The 26,835-nt window shown below is 56.9% G+C and carries 25 protein-coding genes; 17 read left to right on the forward strand and 8 right to left on the reverse strand.

Going from position 1 to position 26,835, the window contains the following annotated elements; all coding sequences use genetic code 11:
• The first annotated feature begins 41 nt into the window (after positions 1-41).
• From Q9R35_RS14885 to Q9R35_RS14915, 7 genes are all read left to right on the forward strand, one after another.
• Positions 42-1,013, forward strand: coding sequence for a tripartite tricarboxylate transporter substrate binding protein (locus Q9R35_RS14885; RefSeq protein WP_052695592.1), 972 nt, complete (start codon positions 42-44; stop codon positions 1,011-1,013).
• A gap of 9 nt (positions 1,014-1,022) precedes the next feature.
• The gene (locus tag Q9R35_RS14890; RefSeq protein WP_311220058.1) at positions 1,023-2,015 is read left to right on the forward strand and encodes an ABC transporter substrate-binding protein; all 993 of its coding nucleotides are present in this window, start codon (positions 1,023-1,025) and stop codon (positions 2,013-2,015) included.
• Positions 2,016-2,027: 12 nt separating this feature from the next.
• Positions 2,028-2,903 carry a xanthine dehydrogenase family protein subunit M gene (locus Q9R35_RS14895; protein ID WP_042486256.1) on the forward strand — a complete coding sequence of 292 codons (876 nt, stop codon included), beginning with the start codon at positions 2,028-2,030 and terminating at the stop codon, positions 2,901-2,903.
• On the forward strand, positions 2,896-3,405 hold the full coding sequence (locus Q9R35_RS14900) for a (2Fe-2S)-binding protein (protein ID WP_063693373.1): 510 nt from the start codon (positions 2,896-2,898) through the stop codon (positions 3,403-3,405). The genes Q9R35_RS14895 and Q9R35_RS14900 overlap by 8 nt, the downstream gene beginning before the upstream one ends.
• Positions 3,398-5,758: a xanthine dehydrogenase family protein molybdopterin-binding subunit gene (locus Q9R35_RS14905; protein WP_042486262.1), complete on the forward strand. Its 2,361-nt coding sequence runs from the start codon at positions 3,398-3,400 to the stop codon at positions 5,756-5,758. Before Q9R35_RS14900 ends, Q9R35_RS14905 begins: the two co-directional genes overlap by 8 nt.
• A 15-nt stretch (positions 5,759-5,773) precedes the next feature.
• Positions 5,774-6,568, forward strand: a complete 795-nt coding sequence (locus Q9R35_RS14910) for an SRPBCC family protein (protein ID WP_311220059.1) — start codon at positions 5,774-5,776, stop codon at positions 6,566-6,568.
• 369 nt (positions 6,569-6,937) lie between these two features.
• Positions 6,938-7,498, forward strand: a complete 561-nt coding sequence (locus Q9R35_RS14915; protein WP_042486265.1) for a MarR family winged helix-turn-helix transcriptional regulator — start codon at positions 6,938-6,940, stop codon at positions 7,496-7,498.
• A gap of 53 nt (positions 7,499-7,551) precedes the next feature.
• Here Q9R35_RS14915 and Q9R35_RS14920 read toward each other — a convergent pair whose 3' ends face one another.
• Both Q9R35_RS14920 and Q9R35_RS14925 read right to left on the reverse strand, forming a co-directional pair.
• The gene (locus tag Q9R35_RS14920; RefSeq protein ID WP_042486267.1) at positions 7,552-8,892 is read right to left on the reverse strand and encodes a sigma-54 dependent transcriptional regulator; all 1,341 of its coding nucleotides are present in this window, start codon (positions 8,890-8,892) and stop codon (positions 7,552-7,554) included.
• A 2-nt stretch (positions 8,893-8,894) separates the two neighbouring features.
• Positions 8,895-10,751: an ATP-binding protein gene (locus Q9R35_RS14925; protein WP_042486835.1), complete on the reverse strand. Its 1,857-nt coding sequence runs from the start codon at positions 10,749-10,751 to the stop codon at positions 8,895-8,897.
• 268 nt (positions 10,752-11,019) lie between these two features.
• Here Q9R35_RS14925 and Q9R35_RS14930 point away from each other — a divergent pair, with 268 nt between their 5' ends.
• Positions 11,020-12,411, forward strand: a complete 1,392-nt coding sequence (locus tag Q9R35_RS14930; RefSeq protein WP_311220060.1) for a dicarboxylate/amino acid:cation symporter — start codon at positions 11,020-11,022, stop codon at positions 12,409-12,411.
• A 73-nt stretch (positions 12,412-12,484) separates the two neighbouring features.
• Here Q9R35_RS14930 and Q9R35_RS14935 read toward each other — a convergent pair whose 3' ends face one another.
• Positions 12,485-13,168: a glutathione S-transferase gene (locus Q9R35_RS14935; protein ID WP_311220061.1), complete on the reverse strand. Its 684-nt coding sequence runs from the start codon at positions 13,166-13,168 to the stop codon at positions 12,485-12,487.
• A 148-nt stretch (positions 13,169-13,316) separates the two neighbouring features.
• On the reverse strand, positions 13,317-14,324 hold the full coding sequence (locus tag Q9R35_RS14940; RefSeq protein ID WP_311220062.1) for a rhodanese-related sulfurtransferase: 1,008 nt from the start codon (positions 14,322-14,324) through the stop codon (positions 13,317-13,319).
• Positions 14,325-14,536: 212 nt separating this feature from the next.
• Between Q9R35_RS14940 and Q9R35_RS14945 the strand changes: the two genes are divergently transcribed.
• Positions 14,537-15,640, forward strand: coding sequence for a metal-dependent hydrolase (locus tag Q9R35_RS14945; RefSeq protein WP_311220063.1), 1,104 nt, complete (start codon positions 14,537-14,539; stop codon positions 15,638-15,640).
• A 211-nt stretch (positions 15,641-15,851) separates the two neighbouring features.
• Positions 15,852-16,805 (forward strand): DUF3829 domain-containing protein, encoded by a 954-nt coding sequence (locus tag Q9R35_RS14950; RefSeq protein WP_081251563.1) that lies wholly within the window; start codon positions 15,852-15,854, stop codon positions 16,803-16,805.
• A 124-nt stretch (positions 16,806-16,929) separates the two neighbouring features.
• Here the strand turns inward: Q9R35_RS14950 and Q9R35_RS14955 are convergent, their stop codons facing one another.
• Complete coding sequence (locus Q9R35_RS14955) at positions 16,930-17,313, reverse strand: DUF4168 domain-containing protein (protein WP_026485377.1); 384 nt, start codon at positions 17,311-17,313, stop codon at positions 16,930-16,932.
• Positions 17,314-17,429: 116 nt separating this feature from the next.
• On the reverse strand, positions 17,430-17,849 hold the full coding sequence (locus tag Q9R35_RS14960) for a DUF411 domain-containing protein (protein ID WP_026485376.1): 420 nt from the start codon (positions 17,847-17,849) through the stop codon (positions 17,430-17,432).
• 117 nt (positions 17,850-17,966) lie between these two features.
• Between Q9R35_RS14960 and Q9R35_RS14965 the strand changes: the two genes are divergently transcribed.
• Both Q9R35_RS14965 and Q9R35_RS14970 read left to right on the forward strand, forming a co-directional pair.
• Positions 17,967-18,443: a YbaK/EbsC family protein gene (locus Q9R35_RS14965; protein ID WP_042486285.1), complete on the forward strand. Its 477-nt coding sequence runs from the start codon at positions 17,967-17,969 to the stop codon at positions 18,441-18,443.
• Positions 18,444-18,796: 353 nt separating this feature from the next.
• Positions 18,797-19,825 carry a sigma-54-dependent Fis family transcriptional regulator gene (locus tag Q9R35_RS14970; protein ID WP_270117082.1) on the forward strand — a complete coding sequence of 343 codons (1,029 nt, stop codon included), beginning with the start codon at positions 18,797-18,799 and terminating at the stop codon, positions 19,823-19,825.
• Between the two features lie 40 nt (positions 19,826-19,865).
• Here Q9R35_RS14970 and Q9R35_RS14975 read toward each other — a convergent pair whose 3' ends face one another.
• Positions 19,866-20,402, reverse strand: a complete 537-nt coding sequence (locus tag Q9R35_RS14975) for a DUF4142 domain-containing protein (RefSeq protein ID WP_226348433.1) — start codon at positions 20,400-20,402, stop codon at positions 19,866-19,868.
• Between the two features lie 235 nt (positions 20,403-20,637).
• On the opposite strand from Q9R35_RS14975, the gene rpoN reads away from it, so the two are divergent.
• Both rpoN and Q9R35_RS14985 read left to right on the forward strand, forming a co-directional pair.
• Positions 20,638-22,008 (forward strand): RNA polymerase factor sigma-54, encoded by a 1,371-nt coding sequence (gene rpoN, locus Q9R35_RS14980; RefSeq protein WP_311220064.1) that lies wholly within the window; start codon positions 20,638-20,640, stop codon positions 22,006-22,008.
• 63 nt (positions 22,009-22,071) lie between these two features.
• Positions 22,072-23,472 carry a trehalose-6-phosphate synthase gene (locus Q9R35_RS14985; protein ID WP_311220065.1) on the forward strand — a complete coding sequence of 467 codons (1,401 nt, stop codon included), beginning with the start codon at positions 22,072-22,074 and terminating at the stop codon, positions 23,470-23,472.
• Here the strand turns inward: Q9R35_RS14985 and Q9R35_RS14990 are convergent.
• Complete coding sequence (locus Q9R35_RS14990) at positions 23,417-24,478, reverse strand: mechanosensitive ion channel domain-containing protein (protein WP_311220066.1); 1,062 nt, start codon at positions 24,476-24,478, stop codon at positions 23,417-23,419. The genes Q9R35_RS14985 and Q9R35_RS14990 overlap by 56 nt on opposite strands.
• A gap of 137 nt (positions 24,479-24,615) precedes the next feature.
• Between Q9R35_RS14990 and Q9R35_RS14995 the strand changes: the two genes are divergently transcribed.
• The 3 genes from Q9R35_RS14995 to otsB all read left to right on the forward strand — a co-directional run bounded on the left by Q9R35_RS14995 (position 24,616) and on the right by otsB (position 26,816).
• Entirely contained in the window at positions 24,616-24,963 is a 348-nt protein-coding gene (locus Q9R35_RS14995; RefSeq protein ID WP_063693338.1) for a KGG domain-containing protein, read from the forward strand.
• An 85-nt stretch (positions 24,964-25,048) separates the two neighbouring features.
• The gene (locus Q9R35_RS15000; RefSeq protein WP_045929738.1) at positions 25,049-26,020 is read left to right on the forward strand and encodes an SDR family oxidoreductase; all 972 of its coding nucleotides are present in this window, start codon (positions 25,049-25,051) and stop codon (positions 26,018-26,020) included.
• A gap of 1 nt (position 26,021) precedes the next feature.
• On the forward strand, positions 26,022-26,816 hold the full coding sequence (gene otsB, locus Q9R35_RS15005) for a trehalose-phosphatase (protein WP_052695585.1): 795 nt from the start codon (positions 26,022-26,024) through the stop codon (positions 26,814-26,816).
• Positions 26,817-26,835: the final 19 nt, after the last annotated feature.

The raw sequence follows: 26,835 nt of genomic DNA on the forward strand, positions 1-26,835 counted from the left end.
ATAAAAAATCAATCACAGAACTCGATTCTCGAGGAGACACAATGTTCCAACGCCAACCGCGTCTGCTGGCCCTGGCTGGGCTTTTGCTGAGCTGTGCAATGCTGGCCCCCGCCACCGCCAGTGCCAATAAACCGATCGAAATTATCGTCACCTTCCCACCAGGAGGGGGCACGGATTTACTGGCCCGCCTGGTCGGGAATTACTTCAACGAACAACTCGGCCAGCCCGCAATTGTGGACAACCGTCCCGGTGCCAGCGGCAATATTGGCGCCCGTATGGTGGCCCAGCGCCCGGCCGACGGTCAGTCACTGCTGATGGTCAACAGCTCCTTTGCCGTCAACCCGGCCGTGTTCGACAAGCTGCCATTTGATCCCAAGAATGACTTCACCGCCGTCTCCAACTTCGCCTTTGTTCCATCGGTCGTCATCGTGCCGGCCAACTCGCCCTACAAGACACTGCAAGACATGCTCACGGCTGCCAAGGAAAAACCGGGTGAAGTGTTCTTTGGCTCTTGCGGCAACGGCACTCCGCAACATCTGGCCGGCGAAATGCTCAACGAAGCAGCAGGCGTGGAGATGGCGCATATCCCCTACAAAGGCTGCGGTGGCGCTCTGAACGATGTGATGGGTGATCAGGTGGGCTCAGCCTTCGTCACTGCGTCCAGCACCCTGCCGTTCATTGAAAGCGGGAAGGTACGTGCCTTGGCTGTGACCTCGGCAGAGCGCAGTCCCCTGCTGGCCGATGTGCCCTCGATCGCCGAGCTTGGCTACCCAGGCTACGAGCTGAACCAGTGGCACGGTTTATTGGCTCCCGCTGGCACTCCTGAGCCTGTCGTGCAAAGACTGCACGAGGCGATCGAAAAAATCATTGCGCGCGAAGATGTGCAAGCCAAGCTGACAAGCCTGGGCTACACCGTTGCCCACGACGGCCCCGCCCAGTTCCAGGCGATGATCAATGCCGACATCGACCGGTTTCGCGAATTGGCACAAAAAATTGGACTAACAATCAACTAAGGATCCACCATGAGCAAACTGAAGTTAAGCGTATCGATTGGCAATTACGACCGTACCCTGGCCTTGAAAGATGGACGTGTCGGAATTGAGGGCTGTGATATCAATGTCGTATCCCTGGAGCCTGAGGAAGCGTTTCATCGTGCATTTCGCTACGAGGAGTTCGATGTCACGGAAATCTCCATGAGCAGCCACATGATGACTACCGCGCGTGGCGACAATCAGTACGTGGGTATTCCAGCCTTTCTGTCACGCGTCTTCCGCCATTCCGGCATCTATGTGCGTACCGACCGCATCCGCAAGCCAGAAGACCTGAAAGGCAAAATCATTGGCGTACCCGAATACCAGATCACGGCCAATGTCTGGATCCGGGGCATCTTGCAAGATGAGTTCGGTATCCGCCCCAATCAGATCAAATGGGTACGGGGAGGAATCGAAGAACCAGGCCGGGGCGAGCGCGCTCCCATTGACCTGCCAGATGACATCAGCCTGGAGCAGATCCCGGATGACCGCACTTTGTCGGACATGTTGGAAAAAGGCGAAATCGATGGCTACATAGGCGCACGGGCACCTTCATGCTTCCTGCGCAACACCCCCAATGTAGGCCGTCTGTTCGGAGATGAGTACGTGGAAGTAGAGAAAGACTATTTCCGCCGCACGGGCATCTTCCCCATCATGCATATGGTTGGCATCCGCAAGTCTCTGGTACAGGACAACCCCTGGCTGCCGGTCAGTGTGTACAAGTCCTTTCTGAAGGCCAAAGAGCTGGCCGTGCATGAACTGAACGAGCTGTGCCATCTGGCCGTCACCCTTCCGTGGATGGTGCACCATCACAATGAAGCCAAAGCCTTGATGGGAGAGGACTACTGGCCCTATGGCCTGGAGGCAAATCGCCACACCATCCAGACCTTTGCGCAGTACCACCACGATCAGGGCATGTCGCAGCGCCTGGTCAAACCCGAGGAACTGTTCGCGGCCTCCTCGCTGGATCTCTCCAAGATATAAGGCAAACCCGGCATGAAGGCTCCCGTTTTCAATTACTACGCCCCCGAAACGCTGGCTCAGGCACTGGGGTTGCTGGCCAATCAGGAAAACGCTCGTGTATTGGCTGGAGGCCAGTCCTTGCTGGCCATGCTCAATATGCGCTTTGCATTTCCGGACACGCTGGTTGATATCAACCAGTTGCCCGAACTGTCCTACCTGCAAGAGCAAGAGAATGGCGATATCGCGATGGGTGCCATGACACGACAACGCGACATCGAATTCTCTGAGCTGGTGGCAACACGTCTGCCGCTCTGGAAGGATGCAATCCTCAACGTCGGGCATCGCCAGACTCGTAACCGAGGAACAGTGGGCGGCAGTCTTTGTCAGCTGGACCCTTCTGCCGAAATACCGACAGTCAGCATGGCGATGGATGCTGTGTTGACCGTAGCCAGCACACGTGGAGAAAGAACACTTTCAATGGCCGATTTTCCGGCAGCCTACATGACTCCCAACATGCAGGCTGACGAGCTATTGATTCGCGTCCAGGTCCAACCGTGGCCCGCCGGTCACGGCTGGGCTTTCCTGGAATTCTCCCGTCGTCATGGCGACTTTGCCATCGTGTCTTGCGCGGCTTTGCTGTTGCTGGACGCAGCAGGTCTGGTTAGTCGCGTCAGCATCACTCTGGGCGGAGTAGGTGCATTTCCCCTTCGTATGACAGAGGCAGAAAACGCCCTGCTGGGCACCCCGGCCAGCCCCTCAGATATTGAACTGGCCGCTGAACTATGTGGCCAGGTCGATGCTTCCAGTGACAGCTATGTCCAGGGCTGGTATCGCCAGCGATTGGCCAAAGAATATACCGCGCGCGCCCTGCGGCTAGCGCTCTCTCGTACAGGACAACGGCATGAGTAATCCCCTTCCTTCGGGCAGTCGCCCCATCACACTGTGTATCAATGGCCAGAACCTGACAGCCCATGCCGAACCTCGCGTCAATCTGGCCGATTTCCTGCGCCACGACTTGGGTTTGACCGGAACCCATGTGGGCTGTGAGCACGGCGTCTGCGGTGCCTGTACCGTGCAGATCGACGGCCACTCCGCCCGTAGTTGCCTGATGCTGGCGGTACAAGCCCAAGGCAAGCATATTCGCACCATTGAGGGCCTTGCCAATGAGCAAGGTTGCTGGCACCCCATCCAGGAAGCCTTTCGCGAACTACACGCCCTGCAATGCGGTTTCTGTACGCCGGGCATCCTGATGTCCGTCGTCGAGCTGCTGGAGAACCACAGCGATCCCAGCCCCGAGCTGATACGAGACGTGCTCTCCGGGCATCTATGCCGCTGTACCGGCTACCAAAATATTGTGCGTGCGGTACAGAAAGCCGCTGCTGCCATGAGGGCCAGCCATGCTCATGAATGATCCTCACCAGCGGGAACAAGCCGCCTGCGGACTGGGGCACTCCTTTCTGCGCCTGGAAGATGAGGCCTTGTTAACCGGACAGGCCCAATTTCTTGATGACATCCCCATGGAGGGTGTATTGCATGCGTGCTTTGTGCGTAGCCCTCACGCGCACGCACGCATTCGTTCCATAGACTTGTCGGCCGCCCGGGCCTTACCCGGCGTACACGGAGCATTTACCGCACAGGACCTGATGGGCGAATTAACTCATTGGCGCATGCCATTGGGCTTTGCCTTTGCCGTACTGCCAGAAAATACCGTCCCCTTCGTCCTGGCTCGCGAGGAAGTTGCCTTCGTTGGCGAAGCGATTGCCGTGATCGTCGCCCAGTCCCGCCACGTGGCCGAAGATGCGGCGGCGCTAGTGGCTATCGACTTCGAAGTTCTGCCAGCGATTTCTGACCTGCGTCAGGCTCTCGAACCGAACGCACCGGTGGTACGCACCGAGCTGCAAAGCAATAGCCTGCAAAACTACACACTGGCCTATGGCGATATAGATGCCGCCTTCCTTGAGGCAGACATCACCATCGAAGAGTCATTTTCAGCCCACCGCGGCTGTGCTCACCCTATCGAAGGGCGAGGCGTGCTTGCGCGACTGGACCCTGCCGGCAACGAGTTGACCGTTTGGTCTTCCACCCAGATGGCGCACGAACTGCACTATACCCTGGCCCTGATGCTGGGCCACCGCGAAGATCAATTGCGTGTGATCACCCCTGATGTGGGCGGCGGTTTTGGGGCAAAGTTCATGATTTACCCCGAAGAAATCGTCATTCCAGCTGTCGCCCGCCTGCTGCGTCGTCCCGTCAAATGGGTAGAAGACAGACGCGAGAACTTCCTGACCTCTATTCAGGAGCGCGACCAATTATGGTCAGTATCTCTGGCGGCCGATAAAAACGGGCGCATACGCGGCCTGCGCGGCAATTTTATCCATGACCATGGAGCCTACACCCCGCAGGGAACCAACGTCCCCTACAACGCAGCCTCATCCATGACGGGCCCCTATATAGTTCCGGCTTTCAGTCTGACTGCTGACGTGGCCTACACGAACAAGGTACCAGTCGCTACCGTGCGCGGCGCGGGCTATCCGCAGGCCGCTTTCGTCATGGACAGACTAATGGATCGGCTTGCGCAACATATCGGCATGGACCCCATCCGCTGCCGCGAACTGAACCTGATTCCTGCCGCCAAAATTCCCTATACCAAGCCACTGAAATCCAGGGCGGGTATACCACTGGTTATCGACAGCGGTGACTTCCCCCGCATGCAAGCCATGGCAGAGCAGGCGATGGACCGCGACGGTTTTGAGCAACGACGACAGGCTGCCCTTGCTCAAGGCCGTTATCTGGGCCAAAGCCTGGCCAATGCCGTCAAGCCAACGGGTCGCGGCCCTTATGAGTCCGCCACCGTCAAGATTTTCCCATCAGGCCGGATTGCCGTTTTCACTGGAGCCCTGGCCATGGGCCAAGGCATCAAGACCTCCCTGGCGCAGATTTGCGCGGCGCATTTCGGGGTAGAACCAGGAGGCATAGACGTTCACGCCGGCGATACACGTCACATCGGCGTTGGGATGGGCGGTTTCGCAAGTCGCCAGGCGATTATGGCCGGTACAGCCGTTGAACAAGCTTCGCGGCAACTACGCCATAAAGTATTGCTAGCAGCGGCCGCTGTCCTGAAGGTCCCTCAAGATACTCTGGATATTTCTTATGGCATCGTCAGCAGCAGTGCAACTACCACGACCATCAGTCTGGCCAGGCTGGCCATGGAGCTCAAGGGCGTGCCGGGCTACAGCCTGCCTATAAAGACGGACCCGGGCCTGGAGAGCACCGCCCATTTTCACTGCGACGAGCAAACCTATGCCGGGTCCACGCATGCTTGTGAAGTGGAGGTAGATGCCAGCACTGGCGCTATCCACATCACACGCTATCTGGCTGTGCAAGATTGCGGCACGCTCATCAACCCGATGATTGTGGAAGGTCAGGTCGTCGGCGGTGTAGTCCATGGCCTGGGCAATGCCCTGCTCGAACAAATGGCCTACGACGCCGAAGGCCAGCCTTTGTCCACCACGTGCGCCGAGTATCTTCTACCCACCGCTCCCGAAGTACCAAATATCGAGGTGCTGTTCTGTCCCTCCCCCACGCACTTGAATCCGCTAGGAGTCAAAGGCGTGGGCGAATGTTCCACCATCGCCGTCGCCGCCGTCGTGATCTCCGCCGTGGAGCAAGCACTGTCACCACTGAATGTGCGCATCAACGAGTTCCCGCTGAGCCCTATGCGACTACTGGAACTGATCGATCAGGCCACGCAACCGACACAATAAAACAGGAAAGCTGCCATGAATTTCAAAAACCGGTTTCATATTCCTCTACCGCTGGATCAGGCATGGGCGCTAATGCTGGATGTACCGCGCATCATGCCCTGCCTGCCCGGAGCCAAACTGACTGATGTCTTGGACGGCAACAAGTACCAGGGTTCGGTTTCAATCAAACTCGGCCCGATCAAACTTTCTTTCGATGGAACTGCGGAACTGGTCAACACCGACGAGGAAAACCACATTGCCTATCTGCGTGGCGCCGGTCTGGACCCCAAAGGACGCGGCTCAGCCAGCTCGGACTTCAGCTTTGCGCTGACACCGTCACCAGAAGGCGGGACAGACGTGGAGGTCAGTACAGAACTGACCTTGTCAGGAGCTGTGGCCCAATATGGACGCGGCAGCGGCATGATTGCCGAAGTAGCTGGACAGATCCTGGGCCAGTTCGAGCGCAACCTTGCGCGCATGGTGCGGGGTGACGCCGCCCCTGCACAGGGGGCTGATATCCCCGCCCCCCCGAACCACCCGGGCATGACGGCCGCACCCGGCGGTACAGCTGTCAACATGCCCCCAATAGCTGCCACGCCAGTTTCCACTATCGAAGCCCAGGCCATCCTCTATCAATCCCAAGCCGTGCTCGCTCAAACCCAACAGCTACAGGCCCAGATGCAACAAACCCTGCTAAGGCTGCAATCACGAGGCCGCGAGGATGATGACGCTGCAGGCGAGCTCAATATGCTATCTATCGGGCTCAAAGCCTTCTGGTCGCAGATACGCTATCGAGTGGGAAGACTGTTCGGGCGCAAGGATCCCGCGTAAAGACCACGGAGAATCTAAGCGCCTCATGCCCGGCGCTTAGATTGCCACTGCAACTACAAATCAGCCGCCTGCAAGCAGCAATTAAAACGCCCAACAAGTTCTTGATTTAAATAAGAAAATAGTTCACCAAGAAAAATCAATAAAGCAGCACACTGATTATATTTTTTCAGCAAGTCGGGAAATAACTGAGAGATTGAGCATGGACAGCACCAGGTGGAAACGAATACAAAATAAGAATCCAGCGCCTGCCTTCCCAAGTCTGGCGCTGTCTTCCCTATAATCGCCGACCTTGTTACTACTGCCCCCTTGGGGCTAATCCTGCCATCAAGCTGGGGCCTCACAAGTCACAGCTTACTGACCACACTCTTGATGTCTGGCTTAAGCATGAAGAATCACACCGAGTTAAAGCAAGAGAAAGGACCGAAATCCGGCGAGGCCGAATCCCTCGGCCCAGTAAAAGAAGAAAATGCCGAATTATTCCGGCAAAAGCTGTGGTCGCGTTCCGGCTTTCTGGTTCGACGTCTGAACCAAATCCATTACGCCATGTTCTACGAAGAATGCAAAAGCGATATCACCCCTGTCCAGCACGGGGTACTGTCCGTCCTGATGGGCTCACCCTGGCTAGACCAAACAACCATAGGCTATGAGCTTGGCCTGGACCGCACGACCTCTGCAGAAGTCATCCGCCGTCTGGAGGAGAAAGGACTGCTGGGACGACGCGTCAACCCTGATGATCGCCGCTCGCGTCAAACCTACATTACCGAGGCTGGCCTGGCCGTCATGCAAGGACTGAGCGCTGGCATGAACAAGGCACAGGAACGTCTGCTGGACCCACTGACCACCAAGCAACGTCAGGTATTCATGGATATGCTGACCCGCATTGTGGAGCACAACAATCAATATGGGCGCGCTGCCCTGAGGAATATGTAGCCTGATCGTAAATTTGAGCAAAACCCCGATCTAGCTCACTTTTATCCCAGTCTTTACTCGCCCTGCGCCCCCTCTTCCACAAAGTCGCTGCGCAAAATCCCATGCCGTTGCAGCTTGTCGTAAAAGGTTTTGCGCGGGATGCGCAGATCCTGCAAGGTCGCCTTGATATCGCCACGGTGACGCGCCAGCGCCTGACGTATCTGCTGCGACTCGAATTGCTCCATGCGGGCGGGCAGGCTCAAGTCCTCGCTGTCCAGCTCCTTGATCTCCGGATGCTGCACACCCAATACCTCACGTTGCGCAAAGTGCGCCAGCTCGCGCACATTGCCCGGCCAATGGTGTGATTGCATATAGGCTAGGCTGCGCGCATCAGGCATCTTTTGCGGCATGCCGTACTTCTTGGCAGCCAGCGCCGCAAAGTGGGCGAACAGCATGGGGATGTCCTCCTTGCGCTCTCGCAACGGTGGCAGACGCAAGGTGACCACATTGAGTCGGTAATACAAATCGGCGCGGAAATTGGCACGCTGGGCAGGATCGGACAAATCCACCTTGCTGGCCGCCACCACGCGGATATCGACCGGATGCTCTTCGTTGGAACCTAAAGGAGTCACGCAACGGGTTTCCAGCACACGCAGCAAACGCACCTGCGCAATCATGGGCATGCTTTCGATTTCATCCAGAAACAGCGTGCCCTGATGTGCATGCTCCACACTGCCCACGCGTCTGCGCTGCGCGCCGGTGAAGGCCCCCGCTTCGTGACCGAACAGCTCGCTTTCAATAATGGTTTCGGGCAGTGCGCCACAGTTCAGCGCCACAAAACGATGCTGGGCTCGGGCGCTCCAGCGGTGCAACAACATGGCCACTACTTCCTTGCCTGTGCCGGTTTCCCCTTCCACCAGCACGTCCACATCGGACTGAGCCAGATGCCGCAAAGTGCTGCGCAAATTGACCATGACCTCTGAATTACCCAATAGCGCCGGGCCTTGGCCGTCCTCGTCCAGTTCCTCGCGCAAGGCACGGTTTTGCAGAACCAGGCTACGCTGCATGGCGGCATGGCGTATCACCGTCAGCAAGCGTTCGGCCTGATAGGGTTTGGTCAGAAAATCAAAAGCGCCATCGTGCATGGCCTGCACGGCCATATCAATATCACCGTGGCCGGTAATCAGCACGACCGGCTGCTCGGGATCACGAGCATGCAAGGCTTGCATCAGCGCCAGACCATCCATGCCCGGCATGCGAATGTCCGTCACCACCACACCGGGATAATCCTTGGGCAAGCGGCTCAGGGCCTCCTGCCCGCTGGCACAGGCCACCACTTTCAGGCCCGCCAGTTCCAGACTTTGCACCACTGCGGCACGCAGATCCGCATCATCATCAACAAACGCAACTTCCATTCTTATCTCTCTCCCTGGTCCAGCTCGCTATCGGCATTGCGCAGCACGATATGGAATGTGGCACCACCTAGGCGCGAAGGCCCTTCTTCCAAACGGCCACCCAGGGCCGCCACAATATCGTGCGAGATCACCAACCCCAGGCCCACGCCTTGCCGGCGACTGGAGCTAAAGGGGGTAAACAGGCGCTGGCGGATTTCCGGACTCAGGCCGGGGCCGTTGTCGGAAACCACAATGCGCACATGCAACTGCTCGCTCATCACTTCAATACGAATGCGCCCCTGACGGCTCCCTTCCAGAGCATCAAGTGCATTACGCAGTAAATTCACCAGAACCTGTTCCAGGCGCACCGGCAAAGCCCATACACGCACAGATTCGTTCACGCCTTCCAGCTCCAGATCTACGCCCTGTGCCCTTGCCCGGTGTTCCAGCAACTGCCAGGCACTGTCCACGGCTGAGCGTACCCGTACCGGGCCCTCCTGCTCCTGGGGCTTGCGGGCGTAATGACACAACTGGGAGGTGATGCTGCCGATGCGTTGGGTCAATGTCTGGATACGAGACAGGTTCTGCCGGGCCGTTTCCGTCTGGCCCTGATCCAGCAAACGCAAGGTGTTGTCGGCATAGACCTCAATCGCCGCCACGGGCTGGTTGATTTCGTGAGCGACACCAGCCGTCACTTGCCCCAGAAAGGACAGTTTCTCGGCCTGCTCCAATTGCTCACGCAGATCACGCGCACGCGACCGGGCTTCTTGCAGGGCCTGCATCTCCTGTTCCAGGCGGCGACGCGCCACCTGCAACTGGGCAGTGCGGGACTCCACCGCTTCTTCAAGTGCATCACGCAGCAACTCCTGCCGCGCCTGGGCTTCTCGTCGCTGTTGACTGCGTTGCAGCGCCAAGGCCGTCAGCACCAGCGCCGCGAATAATAGTCCCATCACCGTCAGACGGGATTGAAAGGCCTGGGTCTGCAACGCGGCATCCATAGGAGCCATCGCGTGCAAAGTCCAATCACTGCCTGCGACTGGCTGCTGCACATGCAAAAAGCGCTCCTGCCCCAGTGTCCAGAAAGAGGCTCGTTCGCCGGAATCCGACATGCTCAAGCCCACTGAGTCCAAGGGCTCATTACCAAACTGCTGACTGGCCCGCAGCTTGACCAGTTGCTCGGGCCCGGCTTGATCCAGACTATGCAAACGCCAGTCCGGTTCACCGCTTAGCAGGATCACGCCATTGGGATCACTGACAAACATGCGATCGCCATAACCTTCCCATTCTTTTTCCAGCAGATCGAATACCAGCTTGATGACGACCACACCAACCGGCTTGCCATCCTGATCTTGCACCATGCGTGAAATGTATAAACCCGCCTTGCCACTGGCAGTACCCAAGGCAAAGTATTCAGCATGCCCCTGCTCCAGGGCTTTGGTGAAGTAAGGGCGGAAACCGTAGTGATTGCCCACGAAGCTGTCGGGCTCCTGCCAGTTACTGGACACCAGCGTCTGCGAATGAATATCCAGCAGGTACAGAACAGGAGCGCCCGTATCTTCGGCCAATTGCTCGAACTTGCGATTCAAAGCCTCGGCATCACCATAGGCAGGATTGCCCATCAGGTATTGGCGCAGCGCCTCGTCCTGGGCCAGCGCAAAGGACAGGGTGCGAAATTTGTCTCGGATCGTCCTGATCCAGCCCGCATTGCCGCGCATCAATGAGTCAAGCCGCTGCTCGCTTTGTGCCAGCAAGCGAGCCGTCCCCAAATCGGCCGAGCGCCAGAAGGCAAATAGCCCCAGTACGACGGCCAAGCTCAGCAGCAGCAACCATTCGAGCCTGAAGCGCCGCCGCATGCCCGAAGAAACCGGAATGGAGTTCATGAAACCTGTGCGAAATATCGCCAAAAAATAGTAATAGCTGTGCGGATTTTCGCACACATCAGCCGCAAGCGGGAAAGTCTTCTGCCGGCAAGCCGCTTATTTACTGCTTTCCCCTTTGCGCACAGATTGGCACGGATGTTGCTTTAGTCATGAGCTTATGGGCCGGGACATGGATCCCGGCGAGCGTAAACCGCCTGCCTACACAAAATTCCAAGCAGGTCACCAGCCGACTGCCAGGTTGGCTACATCAAGTCACGGAGACGACATCATGATGGATATAAGCACAGGAGACCGTCCGGTACCGCAAAACGTCAGAATCAAGTGGTATCGGATTTTGTACGTACAGGTCATCATCGCCATCACTATCGGGATTTTGCTGGGCCATTTCTACCCCTCGCTGGGCGAGAGCATGAAACCCCTGGGCGATGCCTTCATCAAGCTGGTCAAGATGATTATTGCGCCCGTCATTTTCCTGACGGTAGCCACCGGCATTGCCGCCATGACGGATCTGCAAAAAGTAGGCCGAGTGGTGGGCAAGGCCATGATTTACTTTCTGACCTTCTCCACGCTGGCCCTGATTGTGGGTCTGGTGGTCAGCAATATCGTGCAGCCCGGTCATGGCATGAACATTGACCCCGGCACCCTGGACCCCAGCTCTATCCAGGGCTACGTGCAGCAAGCCCATGACAGCACGCTGACGGGCTTTTTGATGAACATCATCCCTGCCACCCTGATCAGCCCCTTTACCGGCGGCGACATCCTGCAGGTGCTGTTTGTGGCCGTGCTGTTTGGTATTGCCCTGGCCGCTGTGGGCGATCACGGCAAGCCAGTGCTGAAACTGCTGCAGGCCTTGATGACGCCTGTATTCAAGCTGGTGGCCATTCTGATGAAAGCCGCTCCCATCGGGGCCTTCGGTGCCATCTCCTTCACCATCGGCAAGTACGGGATTGAATCCGTATCCAGCCTGGCGTTGCTGGTGGTGACCTTCTACGTCACCTCTGTGCTTTTTGTGCTGATCATTCTGGGTGCTGTGGCGCGCTACAACGGCTTTTCCATCACCAAACTGATCCGCTACATCCGCGAAGAGTTGCTGCTGGTGCTGGGCACCAGCTCCTCGGAAGCGGCTTTGCCTACCCTGATGCAAAAGATGGAACGTGCCGGGTGTGCCAAGTCGGTTGTGGGCCTGGTTGTGCCTACCGGCTATTCCTTCAATCTGGACGGCACCAATATCTACATGACCATGGCGGCCCTGTTCATCGCTCAGGCTTGTGATATTCCCCTGACCTTGCAACAGCAGATTCTGCTGTTGCTGGTTGCCATGCTCAGTTCCAAAGGGGCGGCGGGTGTGACGGGTGCCGGTTTCATTACCCTGGCAGCCACCCTGTCCGTGGTGCCTTCAGTGCCTATCGCAGGCATGACCTTGATCCTGGGTATTGACCGCTTCATGTCCGAATGCCGTGCACTGACCAATCTGGTGGGCAATGCCGTTGCCACCATTGTGGTTGCCCGCTGGGAAGGCGAACTGGATGCCGATCAGCTCAACAGCGCCATGAATGGTGAGTTGCCACCGTTGGATACCAGCGTCACCTTGCATCAACATGGTGAGGTGGGGATTCCCGCACACGAGGCCAGCGAGCCACGCGCTACTGCTACGGCCTGATCCGGGCACTTGAAAAGAAAGGCCGGTTTTCAATTGAAAACCGGCCTTTTTCTTGTTTGCTTTGCGTGATCGATCAAGCAGAAGGAAACTGCACAATCTCGCTTTCCGGCGTCCAGGCAGGATATTTATCCATGATGCTCAGGAACAAAGGGCTGGCCTGAAAACTCAGCAACCAGGCCGACAGCGCCGTCCAAGGTTGCGCATCAAACCAGGCCCTGTCCACTTGTGCGAATTGCCGCACAAAAGGCGCAATCGCCAAATCTGCCAGACAAGGGCGCTGCCCCATCAGATAGCCATGCTGCTCAATACGAGCATTCAGCCCCATCAATAAGTCACTGGCTTGTGCTCTGTGCAGGACTGAAAAACTGGCAGCGTCGGTGAATTGTTCATCCTCGGTATGGCGATCGGGGTATTTATAGCAATCCAGGTGTCTTTTGAAAGGGCCATCATTGCTCGCAATCAGAGCCAGCATTTGCTCGGCACCGCCCTGTTCAGGCTGTAAATACTGCTTGGGATCCTGAATTGCCAAAGCCCAGCGCATGATGTCCAGGCTTTCATCAATAACCTTGCCATCGAGCAAGACCAGCACGGGGACGGTGGCTTTGGGAGAGGCCAGACGCAGGGCCTCGGGCTTGTCACGCAGTACGACTTCGCGCAACTGACAGCGGACGCCGCTAGCCGCAATAGCCAGCCGTGCCCGCATGGCGTAAGGGCAACGGCGAAAGGAATACAAAATGGGCAGATCAGATAAGGACATGCTCGATACCGTTAAAAAGCCGCGCCGCAGGCACGGACTTAACGCGCTGGCGTTTATGCAAAGCGCCCTTCTGCAGCAGAAGGGCGGACTATAAACGACGCAGCGTCAGAATCAAGCTAATAGAGGTAACACAGCTGCCCGTTCAGGGCTAGGCGTTCTTGCCTTGCTGGGCCAGCAAGCGTTGCTCTTCCGCCTTGCGACGGGCGGCTTCGCGACGCTCGGCCAACTCGTCCATGCTGACGCCAATGTGACGCTCTTCACGCTCGCGCGCCAGAGCCACTTGTTTCTGGCGCTCACGGAAACGCTCGACCTGCTCGGGGGAGCTGTGGCCATGGCAATAAGGGCAGCTGACGCCTTCCTCGAACTGGGGCGAAGCTTTTTCTTCTTCGCTGATGGGCATGCGGCAAGCACGGCAGAAATCGTAATCGCCCGGTTCCAGCCCGTGGCGCACCGATACACGCTCGTCGAACACAAAGCAATCACCATCCCACAGGCTTTCTGCGGCTGGAATCTCTTCCAGGTATTTCAAAATGCCGCCTTGCAAGTGGTAAACCTGATCAAAACCCTGCGAGCGCATGAAGGCCGTGGATTTTTCACAGCGGATACCGCCAGTACAGAACATGGCCACACGGGGCTTGCCATGCAAGACACCGCCTTCCTTGGACTGCTCGGCCACCCACTGAGGAAACTCGGTAAAGCTTTGGGTCTTGGGGTTGATGGCACGGTTGAAGGTGCCAATCCCCACTTCGTAATCGTTGCGGGTATCCACCACCACCACGTCCGGATCGCTGATCAGGGCATTCCAGTCTTCAGGGGCAACGTACTCGCCTACCATCTCGGCGGTTTTCAGATCCGGCACGCCCAGGGTGACAATCTCTTTTTTCAGCTTCACCTTGAGGCGGTAAAACGGCGCCTTGTCGGCATAGGATTCTTTATGCACCAGGCCAGAGATGCGCGGATCGGAGTTCAGATACGCCAAGACGGCACGGACACCCTCCTGAGGACCGGCAACGGTGCCGTTAATCCCTTCGCGCGCCAGCAACAGCGTGCCTTTGACCTCATGCTGCTCGCAAAAAGCAAACAGAGGGTCGCGCATTTGGGCGAAATCGGGCAATTCCACGAACTTATATAAAGCCGCGATCAGGTAGGTAGACATAGGTAAACGAATTCTCTGGATAGAAGCAGTGGCGCAGCCCGCAGGCGATAGGACAGCGCAGGCCGTCGTACACTATACGCGACTGATACCCCTTGGGCCTTTGACGCCTGTCAAAAAAACAAGGCAAGCTGGGGATTCAACTTTAAAATCATAACGCTAAAGCCGTCAGGCCGCATCTGGCCCCGGTATCTGTTTTACTTTGCACGAGAGCTATGGATTCCGTAACACAAGCAGTCCTCGGTGCCAGCATCTGCGGCTCCCTGCTGGGACGGCAGTATGGCCGCAAGGCGGTCCTGTCCGGTGCCATCATCGCCACCCTGCCCGATCTGGATGTCTTCATTCAATACGGCGACCCCATTACGTCCATGGTCAGCCACCGTGGTTTCTCGCACTCTTTATTTGTGCTGAGCGCGGCGGGCATACTGGTCACCATTTTGTGGCGACTGCTGTTTCCGCAGGCACGAGCCTCGGCCGGGCGTTTAGGTCTGGCGATCTGGTTGACGCTGATCACCCACCCTTTGCTGGATGCCTTTACCAGTTACGGAACGCAGCTGCTGTGGCCTCTGGCCGCTACCCCGGCCGCCTGGTCCAGCATCTTCATTATTGACCCGCTCTACACCCTGCCCTTGCTGATCGCCACCATCATAGGCTTGATACGTGGACCGGTACCCGCAACGATACGGGCCTGCAATTGGGCCCTGTTGCTAAGTAGCCTGTATCTGGCGGCCTCGGTCGGTGCCAAATTCTGGGCCGAGCAGCAGGCGACAGCACAGCTCAAGCAAGAGCAGGTAGAAATCGCGCGGGTGTATTCCGCCGCTCAACCCATGAACATCCTGCTCTGGCGTGTACTGGTGCGCGACACTCAAGACCGGGAATGCGAAGTCATTGTGGGCCTGCTGGACCGTCTGCGCGCACCCAAGGAGCATCAATACGAATCCCTGTGCCTGCCCGTTCACAGCGACTACACCCAACTGTTCCCCCCCTTGAAGCAACTGGAGCAGTTGCGCTGGTTTTCGGACGATTGGTTGCGCTACGACATCATTGACGACCTGCTGGTGGTCAGTGATATACGCATGAGCCTGGGCCCCGGCCAATATAGTTTCCGCTTTGTCGTGGCCGAACGCATTGCCGACGATACCTGGCTGCCGGTGATCCCGTATCGCTGGGCCAGTGGCCACAATATGGCATTGCTAAAGCCCGTCCTGCGTCGTATTTGGGAACCGGTTCCGCCGCTGCCGTTGCAAGAATGGGCCAAACGCATTGATGCCGGTGTGCCTATTCCTCGGGCGACACCAGACTTCCGGGATATGGATTAAGCAGAGCCTAAAGCCAACGCGGGAGACTTGCCCGTATAGGATGGACATAGCAGCCCCCTGCCAGCCCGCTCGGCAGCAGGGGCAAGCTCTCTTGAAACATAACGACCTAGCTTGATACAAAATACGAAGTGGTGAGCTTATAGAATTACGTCCAACCCGATAGGGGTTTTAACGTATTGCAAACGCATCAAGAGCATCAACCACTTTCATCATGAACTTAAAAAAAATATCTGTTGTCACCACGCTGGGCCTTTGCATCGCTATTGCCGGCTGCAACAGCGACGAAGCGACAGAAGCATCACCCCAAGCAGTCTCATCCGAGCAAGGCTTTATCCAGAAATACAATGCCTATGTTGAAGTTGCCAATAACTTGCATACGCCTTTCTACCGTGAGCTTTCCGATTATCAAACTGTCTACGAACCGGCCGTGCAGGCAGGAAAGAAGCTCGATAGTTATTCGGTAGTCTCGCTGGTAAGCATCAAAAACACGCAGGAAAAACTGAAGTCCGCCTTGGCACTGGAAGCTGACATGCCGGAAATAGATGGGCCTGCCAAACAGTTTGACGATTCCTTGAGCAAGCTGGCCCCCCTTAACGCCGAGTTGAACAACTATGCCGAATCAAAAGAGTTTCTGACTGATGGCGGCAAAAAGGCAGCCGACAATAACGAGGCTTTCGTCAGTGCCTTGACGCAAGTCGTGCAGGCAGAGGCCGCATTTCTTCAAGGCATCCAGAAACAGGATGAGATAAACATTCAGACCTCTTTCGATAAAGCTCCTAAGGACTCAGTGGAGCACTACCGTCTGGGAGTGGTGCTGTTCAGCAAGCAGGCCATGAACAAGGTCGATGCTATTTTCGAGCAGCAGGGAGCGAAAGAGAGCATTCCCCCCTTCCAGGAAAGTCTTGACCAGGCAGCTGCGATGATTAGCAACTGGGACAAGAAGTTCAAGGAAGAGACGCCGCAAGGATGCCCCAGAATCATGTCGAAAATGAACGAGTTCCTGGCCCAGGGCAGAAGCGTCATCCAGCATGCCTCTGAAGGAAATTATGTGCCGCAGCAAGGGTCCATCAGCTGGCAGATCAATAACCCGATCAAAAATGACGCCAGCAGCTTGCAGTTGAAATTCAATGCAATGATCGGATCGCTTAACTATCCCCGTTGCTAATGGCTTGGCTCGGAACAGGCAGGTAAAAAAAACCCTGGGCGGTATCGCCCAGGGTTTAAATTTACCCACTACGGTCACTACAAAATGACACCCGGCGCTCTGTCAAACCCGAGGATCAAAAACTTTACTTCAGCATCCCTTCAACACGCTGGCGCAAAGCCGGGTCCTGCTGAATAGCCAGACTGATACCGTTGTAGTCAGCTAGATCCATGCCATTGGCACTGACCACGCCTACCAGGCGCTGGTCGGCCTCTTGAACAATAGCCTGACGCTCTGCATCACTTTTGGCCGCATCCAGACGCGGCTGATATTCCGAAGCAGTCTGGGCGACCTTTTTGTAGGTACGCGCATATTGCTCCAGTTGAGAATCCGTAGGTTTAACGATCTGGGTGGCAGCAGGGGCTGCCGAGTTGGCCGGAGCCGCATTGCCCTGGGCCATCGCAAACGGGCTGTACATGCCAAATGCGACTGCGGTAGCAGCAAGAAAAGCTTTAACTGAGGGCTGCATGGATAGAACCTCCTAAACAGAGTCAATGAACGCCCATCATGACAAGAGCGGCAGCAGCTTACAAGTTTCTCGATGTAGTTTCGTGTATCCGCATGCCACCCGTCCCGTTACCAATTTCAGTCGCGCGAATAAGGACGCCCGTTGAAGTCCACGGTCACCAGGTTGCCGTCCATCTGGCCCATGCCGGGTGAATTGGCGGGCATGCCGGGCGCGGCTACCCCACGCACACTGCCATCGTTCATCATGCGTTTGACGACCTTGGCGGGCACATGGCCTTCAATCAATTGCCCCGTCTCCTCAATCATCGCGGTGTGGCAGGACGCCAGGTTCTCCGGGACTTTAAAAAGCCGCTTCACGTCTTGAATCTTCACGACCTTGACCTCTTTGACCTCGAAGCCCTCATCGCGCATGTGCTGTGCCCAGCCTCCACAACAACCACAGTTCGGATCCTGGTACATCGTAATAGCGGGACCCTCTGCCAACGCCATGGAACTGAAGGCCATCAGGCTGGCCGTCAACAATAAAGGTTTAATCACAATTACATTCCTGTTTTGCAGCGCCACGGCGCTCTGGTTGACACTCTCATGCTCTTGACTAAGACTAGGTGCTCGCAAAAAAGTTTAACAAAACACACTAATTCGTCCTGATCCGTCATGAGTCTTGATTCCGTCAAACAGTTTTTTAACGAACACGCTGCCGATATCCAGGTGATTGAAACCACCGAAAGCACAGCTACCGTCGTGCTGGCCGCCCAGGTCCACCAAGTTGAACCGGGGCAAATTGCCAAAACACTTAGCTTGAAAGTGGGCGATAAAGTGGTGCTGCTGGTCGCTCGGGGCGATGCCCGTCTGGACAACAAGAAGCTGCGTACTGCCTTTGGCACGCGCGTAAAAATGCTGGATCTGGAAAGTACCGAAGCCTTGACGGGCCACCCGGTAGGCGGGGTTTGTCCCTTTGGTCTGGCCACGCCACTGGAGATCTACTGTGACCTTTCCCTGCAGGGCTACGACACGGTCTTGCCTGCGGCAGGCTCTATCAATTCTGCAGTACGCATCACCCCACAACGCCTGGCCGAGCTGACCAGCGCGCAATGGATTGATGTGACCCAGCCGCCTCAAGTCCAATCCTGAACAAGCACTGTTATCGGGTCAGATTTTGACCTGCTTGCCTGTGTCTCCCAGGCACAGGCAAGCCTGCCCATGCCCGACTGGTAAACAGATGTGTAAGTTGAATACGTACATGACCAGGCGACAAAAAACACCACAAGAGCCCAAGGCATAGGGACGCGGCCACACGGTATTTTCAGGAGAGAAGCGGGCTCGTACTTGCCATATCTGGTTACGGATGCACTTTTTTTCCTGATTAGGATAAGACATCGGGTTTCAAATTAACTTTGTCTATCCCAGAGGAAAAAATGCCCCACCTATTATTGCTGGAGACAGATTCAGCTTTTATCAGCCTTTTTTTGGCGCTGGCGCGGCAAATGAACTTTTCCGCCATCGCTGCAAATACGCCAGAAGATATTCTGATCCGTTATCACCAGAAAACTCCTGATGCCCTGCTGTTTGGTCCTAGCGTAAGCGCGCTGCAGGCTCAGGACTTGAGCCGTCGCATCGGACTGGATGCGGTGGAAAGCTATACCTTGCATGCCTACAGTGGCTCGACCCGGCAAGACCAGGCGCAATTGCGCACCTTGCTGGAGCAATTAAAAGCCAAGTATCAAAACGGTGCCTGTGCTTTTCAAGCCGAGCAGCATCATGACTTTGGCGAGTTTGTAGGCTGCTCCGCCCCCATGAAAAAACTCTATGAAGAAATCAGCAAAGTGGCCAGCACCGACCTGCCTGTGCTGCTGATTGGCGAGAGTGGTACCGGCAAGGAACTGGCGGCCCGGGCTATTCACCGCTGCAGCGCTCGCAAGGAACAGGCGTATGTGCCCATCAACTGTTCAGCCATTTCAGAACAACTGATCGAAAGCGAGCTGTTCGGCCACGAAAAAGGCAGCTTTACCGGAGCCGAACGTAATCGGCAGGGCTACTTTGAACTGGCGGACCAAGGTACGCTGTTCCTGGACGAAATCACCGAAATGCCCATAGACGCCCAAACCAAGCTGCTGCGCGCATTGGAAAATGGCGAATACATGAAGGTAGGTGGCGACAAGTTGATCAAACATGATGCCCGCATCATCGCTGCGACCAATCGCCCGCCCATGCGCGCTATTGAGGACAAGAAACTGCGCGAAGATCTGTATTACCGCCTGGGGGTCTTTCCGATTCAAATCCCCCCCCTGCGTGAACGCGGCGACGATGCCGTCCTGATCGCCCAGCACTTGGTAGAACAGCTGAATCAGGAGCATCAGCAGAACCGCTCACTGAGCCTGGCCAGCATGAAGGAGATCGAGCGCTATCACTGGCCGGGCAATATACGCCAGCTACGCAATGCGGTACTGCGCAGCTATGTAATGAGCAACAGCGATCAAGTGGAAATCAATATGGAGGCCGACCCCATGGAATAAATGCTTGCCCAGTGTGGAACTGAGCAAGCTTGGCAAAAGCTTACTGGGCAACGGCAGGCTTCATGGAGTCTGCCAGCGCATGAGCATGCCGCAAGTGTTGCTGCAGCATGGGCAAAGCGTCCTGAGCAAAACCCATGACTTCCTTGTCTTTACCATCCTTGATGTAGTCCTCAAAGAGCTTGATGGTGTCCTCATGCGCTTTGACTGCCGCTTCGTTGGCATAGTCCGCATCGAACTGTTCACCCTCCGCGCCCTCAAGCATGGAAATCTTGCCGCGCTGCATCAGGCTGGGCTCGGTGGGCAGCTCCACCTTGCGGGCCTGTGCCAGCGTCTGCAGTTCCTTGGCCAGCTGCTCGTGGTCGTCGATCATCATTTGTGCAAATTCGACCACTCTATCGTTGTTGCTGCGCTCCAGAGCCAGCTTGGCTGCCTTCACTTCAAAATGTCCCGATTGTGCCGCATCTCTCAAGAACCCTTTATCCGGAGAAAACAGCTCAATGGCAGAAGCACTGCGAACACTCAAACCCAATACCAGACCCGCCGCCAGTGCCAAACACATCAGATGTCTTACTCGCATCGCACACCTCCAAAAACGTCAGTCATTGCCTGAAACCAGAACATCTTTGCTGACCTGAGGCCAATCAGCATGGCCAGCAAAGCCTTGACGGTGTCCTAGCAAGGACCGTACCCGCGCCTTGAACCTTGGGGCAGGAACGGAACTTGCTATGTAGATAGCACAGGGCCTGGATCATCCCGGCAACTGTGTCCGAAGAACTGTCGGTTCTCATCACCAACCACAAGGAGACGCCACCATGAAGCTGGAAATGGTTCCGCAGCTGCACATGCAGCAAACCCTCTCGCAGCGACTGCAACAGTCCGCACAAATCCTGCAGCTCTCGGCGCAGGAGCTGCAAACGCTGGTACAAGACAGCCTGCAAGACAATCCCCTACTGGAACCCGCTCCAGAACCCGCCGCCCCCGTACGAGAGGGCCTGTCCCATCCTGTGTCCAGCCAAAGCGCTCACCTGATCGATAAGCACGACATAAGCCCGGCTCCGCGCAGCCGTGACGAACAGATCCTGGAGCATGTACGTTTGAGTCACGCCAGTGAGCGCTGCAAGGCCTTATGTGCCCTGATCGTGAACGCACTGGATGACAACGGTTACTTGCGCGATCACTTTGAAGACCTGCTCCCCGCCGGCTACGAACACATCCCCCTTGCCGAATGGCAAACCGCGCTGGCGCTGGTCCAGTCCCTGTCTGTTCCCGGCACAGGCGCCCACTGCCTGTCCGACGCGTTGCGCTTGCAGATCCAGGCGCGTCACTCTCTAGACCCGGTTCTGAAACAGAGACTGCTCAAGTTAGTGGCTACCGAGCTGCCCGCGCTGGCGCAAGGCGAATGGTCACAAGTGCAGAGCCGTCTGAATCTGTCCGATGCAGACTTTCATCAGGCGCTGCGCGAACTGCAAAGCCTGGACCCCAACCCCGGTCTGGCTTATCTGGAGCCGTTACGCCAGGCCATTACGCCAGACGTCCACGTCTACCGCGATGGCAAGCATTGGCGTGTGCTCGCGGACCCTCGCAGCCTGCCACGCGTTCAGGTGCATCAAGAATATGCCGCCACCCTGGAGCAACAGGCACGCACGCAACAGAACCGCCCTTTGCACAGCGCCCTGACTCAGGCTCGCTGGCTGGCCGAGAGTCTGGCGATGCGACGCAGTACGGTGTGCCGTGTCGCTGAATTCATCGTCCGGCACCAGATCCTTTTTTTCGAGCTGGGTGAGCAAGGCCTGCAACCCCTGCGCATCAGCGATCTGGCCAAGGAGCTGGATCTGCATCAATCCACCATCTCCAGAGCGACTGCCAACAAGTACATGAGCACTCCCTTTGGCACCTTGAGCTTCAGGCATTTTTTCTCCGGCGAGCTGGAGACTGATTTCGGTGGCAGTTGCTCCACCGCCCTGGTCAAGGAGCAGATACGTCGGCTGATTGCCAGCGAACCAGAGCGTCAGCCTTTAAGCGATGTCGACTTGCATCAGGCGCTGCGTCAGAACAGTGTGGAGCTATCCAAACGAACCGTCACCAAGTACCGCCTGCAACTGGGTATTCCCAATGCCCGCGAACGTTTGCAACGGGCACGCCTGCGTGCTGTCAGCGGGCAAGATGTGCACCCCTTGAACTGAGCGGGTACGCAATTTGCTGATTCTCCAACGAAGATCCCTTAATAAAACAAAGCGAGAATCAGCATGAGCAAAATCATTGTGGTGTCCGTACGCGTGGCCAGTTCCGATCAACCTTGCACAGGCGGACTGGCCGTCGCAGTAGATCAATTGTTAAAGCACCCGCAGACCCAGGGCATCTGGCTGGGGTGGAATGGTCAATGTGATTCACAGCCGGGTTCGCTGCGTACCGAAGACCGGGGCAGCTACCAAGCCGTCACCTTCTCCTTCACCCAGGAGCAATACGAACAGTTTTACTGCGGTTACGCGAACACCTGCCTTTGGCCCGCCTTTCACTACCGCCTGGACCTGATGGACTTCCAGACCCACCACTTCCAGCAATACCTGGAGATCAACCGGCAAATTGCCGCTTATTTGCGCCAGATTGCCGAAGAGGACGACTTGATCTGGGTCCATGACTACCACCTGATGCCATTAGCCCATTTTTGCCGAGAGCAAGGAATGCAGCAGGCTATTGGGCTGTTCTTTCACACCCCCTTTCCGTGCCCGGAGATTCTGCGCTCCATTCCCCGCTATGAACAATGGCTGCCCATGCTGCACCATTACGACCAGATTGGCGTCCAAAGCCGTGGCGACCATCATGCGCTGACAGCCGCACTCCAGACCTTAGTGCCACCGCGTACGAGCGAGTCAGGCGCCCGTACCGTCAGCACAGACGTCTATCCCATCAGTATCGACGTGGATCTGGTTCAGGCTCTGGCCAAGGCCCCCTCATGGACCGACAGCGCCACACCAATCGAGCCAGTCAACGGGCCTGACACCATTATCAGTGTGGACAGGCTGGATTACACCAAGGGTCTGGCCTATCGGCTGCGCACCCTGGATACGCTGCTGCGTAGTTACCCGACGCTGCACGGGCAAACAACGTATGTCCAAATCGCCCCCTCTACCCGCGGCGATATTCACGATTATCAAGTCATGCGTGAAGAGCTGGAAAGTCTGGCCGGACAGATTAACGGTCAATTTGCCACGCCAGGCTGGAGTCCGGTGGTGTACATGAACCGCGCCTTTCCGGCCGGCCAGCTGATGCGCATGTTGCGCCGCGCCCGCGTCGGTTTTATCGCACCCTTGCGTGACGGAATGAATCTGGTGGCCAAAGAATATATCGCTGCCCAGGACCCCGCCGACCCCGGTGTCCTGGTTCTGTCCACCTTTACGGGCGCGGCACAATCCCTGGAAGGCGGCTACCTGCCCGTCAACCCATTTGATGCGGACGCCACCGCACGCAGCCTGTATCAAGCCTTGAACATGCCGCTAGAGGAACGACGCCGACGCCACCAGCATTTAATGATGCAACTGCGACAGCAGGACCTGAGGCAGTGGTGCGAACAGTTCCTGCATGATCTTGGCATCAGCTCGGGCTTGAATCAGGCCCATGACCCTCTGGCTGAGCTTCCAGCATCCTGACTCGTACAAACGCATCCGGTTGGTGCTGACTCAGATAGGCCACCAGGCGCTCTCTCAACAGACAGCGCAAATCGAACAAACGGCCCGAATCTGCAGCACTGACCAGGAACCGCAATTGCATACCCCACTCATTGGTATCGGTCACTTGCAAGACCTGAACGCGTCGATCCCACAGTTCAGAGGACTCACACAGGTGCTTGAACGCCGCGTTCAAGCCCTGCATTTCCACCTTGTAATCCACCCATAAAAACACCGTGCCCAACAACGAGGCGCTGCGACGGGTCCAATTCTGAAAAACGGTTTCTACAAACCATTGCAAGGGAACGATCAGACGGCGCTCGTCCCAGACACGTACCACCACATAGGTGGATGTAATTTCCTCAATCCGGCCCCACTCCCCCTCCACAATCACCACATCATCAATGCGTATGGGCTGGGTAAATGCAATCTGCAAACCGGCTATAAAGTTACCCAGCACCGGCCGGGCGGCAATACCGGCCACCAAGCCAGCGACCCCTGCTGATGCCAGCAAGCTGGTGCCCAGTTGCCGTGCGCCGGGTAGAACCATCAAAGCAAACGACAGCCCCAGCAAGACCAATAAAAAATGCACACTGCGTGCCAGGACCCGTGCCTGGGTGTAGATCTGACGCGAACGCAAATTGTCAGACACATTCAAGGGATGGCGCATCACCACAAGCTGGAACAAGGCTTCAACGGCACTCATCAGCATCCAGGTCGTGCAGATAATCAGCACGATCATATCTCCAACAATCAGATAGGACTGCCACTTGGCCGGAATAGGAGCCAAGGGGATGCACACGCGCAAAAACGCAGCCAGAAAAAACAGCCGTGACGGCCACCGTATTCGCTCGCTAAAAAGACGCAGAAAGTGCTCTGGCGAGGCCAGCCTTTCAATGATCTTGCCGCCTAAAAAATGCACCAGCAGCAGTATCGCCCAGCCGCCCAGCAGTAACAGCAGCCACATCCACCACGTCATTGACATCATGATTGCTCTCCTGAAAAACCTGTCTCCAGATACAGCAACTTGTGTGCCGCTGCCTGAGCCAAAGCCGTCAGGCACGCTTTGTGCTGGGTAAGTCATAACCAATCACGTGATTGGTGTTCTTTCTCAAGGAGAGTTATATGACCCAGCACACAGACAAACAGGATCATAAAGATCAACGTGGCTTTGCCTCCATGGACGACAAGAAGCAGCGTGAGATCGCAGCAGAAGGCGGGCGTGCCTCGCACGAAAAAGGCACAGCGCACGAGTTCACCCCTGAAGAGGCTCGTGAGGCTGGTGCCAAAGGCGGCCGTGTCGCCCATGAGCGCGGCACAGCTCACGAGTTCAACTCCGAAGAGGCGCGCGAAGCCGGCGCCAAGGGTGGTCGCGCCGCCCATGAAAAAGGCACGGCCCATGAGTTTGACTCCGAGGAGGCCCGCAAGGCTGGCGCCAAGGGTGGCAAGGCTACCCAGGACCAGCGACGCTAAGCCTTAGCCAAGCCCCAGGTGGACGCGGCGCCCCCTCCGGGGCCGCCGCGCCCTGTTCCATTCTTTGCCTATCCAAGGAGCCGTCATGACAACGCGTCAAACAGTGAAAGAGCAACGCCACCTGCAAGAGCAGCAGGACCAAAAGGACAAGAACGGGGTCGGCCAAAACGAGCCCGTCACGCATGACAAAACCCATCCAGGCAGCGACTACCCCACTCCCCCCCTGCCCCAACAGCACCTGGAAAAGCCCGGATGTGAAAGTGACCTGGACCCTGCCCCCCGGTATGAAGCCTCCAGCTACAAGGGCAGCGGCAAGCTGGAAGGAAAAGTCGCCGTTATTACTGGGGGTGACTCGGGCATAGGTCGAGCCGTCGCAGTGCTGTATGCACGAGAAGGCGCCGATGTGGCGATTGTGTATTTGCACGAGGATGAAGATGCCGGGCGTACCCGTCTGGCTGTCGAAGCTGAAGGTCGCCAATGCCTGACACTGCGTGGCGATGTAAAAGACCCCGAATTTTGCCAACAAGCGATTGAGCAAGTACTGGACCGCTTCGGTCACCTGAATATTCTGGTGAACAATGCCGGCTTTCAGGAGCACGCCCAGTCCTTGCTGGACCTGACCCCGGAGCGACTCAATGAAACCTTCCATACCAATATCTATGGCTATATCTACATGGCCCAGGCCTGCCTGCCACACCTTCACGCGGGCGATGCCATCGTCAATACCAGTTCGGTCACAGCCTTGCGCGGGGCCGCTCATCTGCTGGACTACTCCAGCACCAAGGGCGCCATTATTGCCTTCACGTACTCCCTGGCGGCCAACCTGGCGCCCAAAGGTATACGTGTAAACGCGGTCGCTCCCGGACCCGTCTGGACCCCTTTGAACCCCGCCGACTCCCCGGCCGAAAAAATCCCCGAGTTTGGTGCCGATACGGTCTTTGGCCGCCCGGCCCAGCCCGAAGAGCTGGCCCCAGCCTATGTCTACCTGGCCAGCCCGATCACCGCCAGCTACATCACCGGCACCGTGCTCCCCATCACGGGTTATCCAGGAAGCTGACATGAATAACGCTCTCCATTTGGACCAAACGGCCTTGTTTCTGGATCTGGACGGTACCTTGGTCCCCTTGGCCGCGCGGCCCGATCAGGTGTTGCTGCCCGCCAGCACCGCCGGCCTGCTGCTGAATCTGCACGCTGCCTGCGACGGCGCGGTAGCTCTGGTTTCAGGCCGCGACTATGACAGCTTGCATATCGCCTGCACCAAGCTTCCACTGGCCATGATCAGCAGCCACGGCGCAGCCATGTATGACGCCGATGGGCAGGAATGCTGGAACATTCCCATCGACCCCGCTGAGCACCACAGCCTGTCCCGCTCAGTCGCTACCTTGATCCACCCCTACTCCCTAGTTTGGATGGAGCGCAAATCCCATGGTGTGGCCGTGCACTTTCGGCAACGCCCCGACGTCGGCGATGCCTTGAGCGCTGAGCTGCGTGTGCTGTGCTCGGAATACCCCGGTTTTGATCTGATCCGCGGGCATTGCGTCATCGAACTGCGTCTGAGCGGCTTTGACAAAGGCCAAGCCCTGGCCCGTGCCCAACGCCTGCCCGCGTTCGCTGATCGCAAGCCCGTCATGATCGGCGACGACTTGACCGATGAGGCCGCCTTTGAGTTTGTGAACCAGAAAGGCGGCCTGAGCATACGGATCGGTCCCCAGGAACCGGCCAGTGCGGCCCAGCTTTCCTTGCCACAACCCTCTGACCTGCTGACTCTTTTACAAACCAGCCTGCTGGAGACACGTTTTTTCTCCGACCTGGCACAACGAACGCCATCAGGCGCCAAGATGGTGGCGCCATGAGCCACTGACACCTGCCACA

Source organism: Alcaligenes sp. AB3 (genome assembly GCF_031844565.1).
GTDB lineage: Bacteria > Pseudomonadota > Gammaproteobacteria > Burkholderiales > Burkholderiaceae_B > Alcaligenes > Alcaligenes faecalis.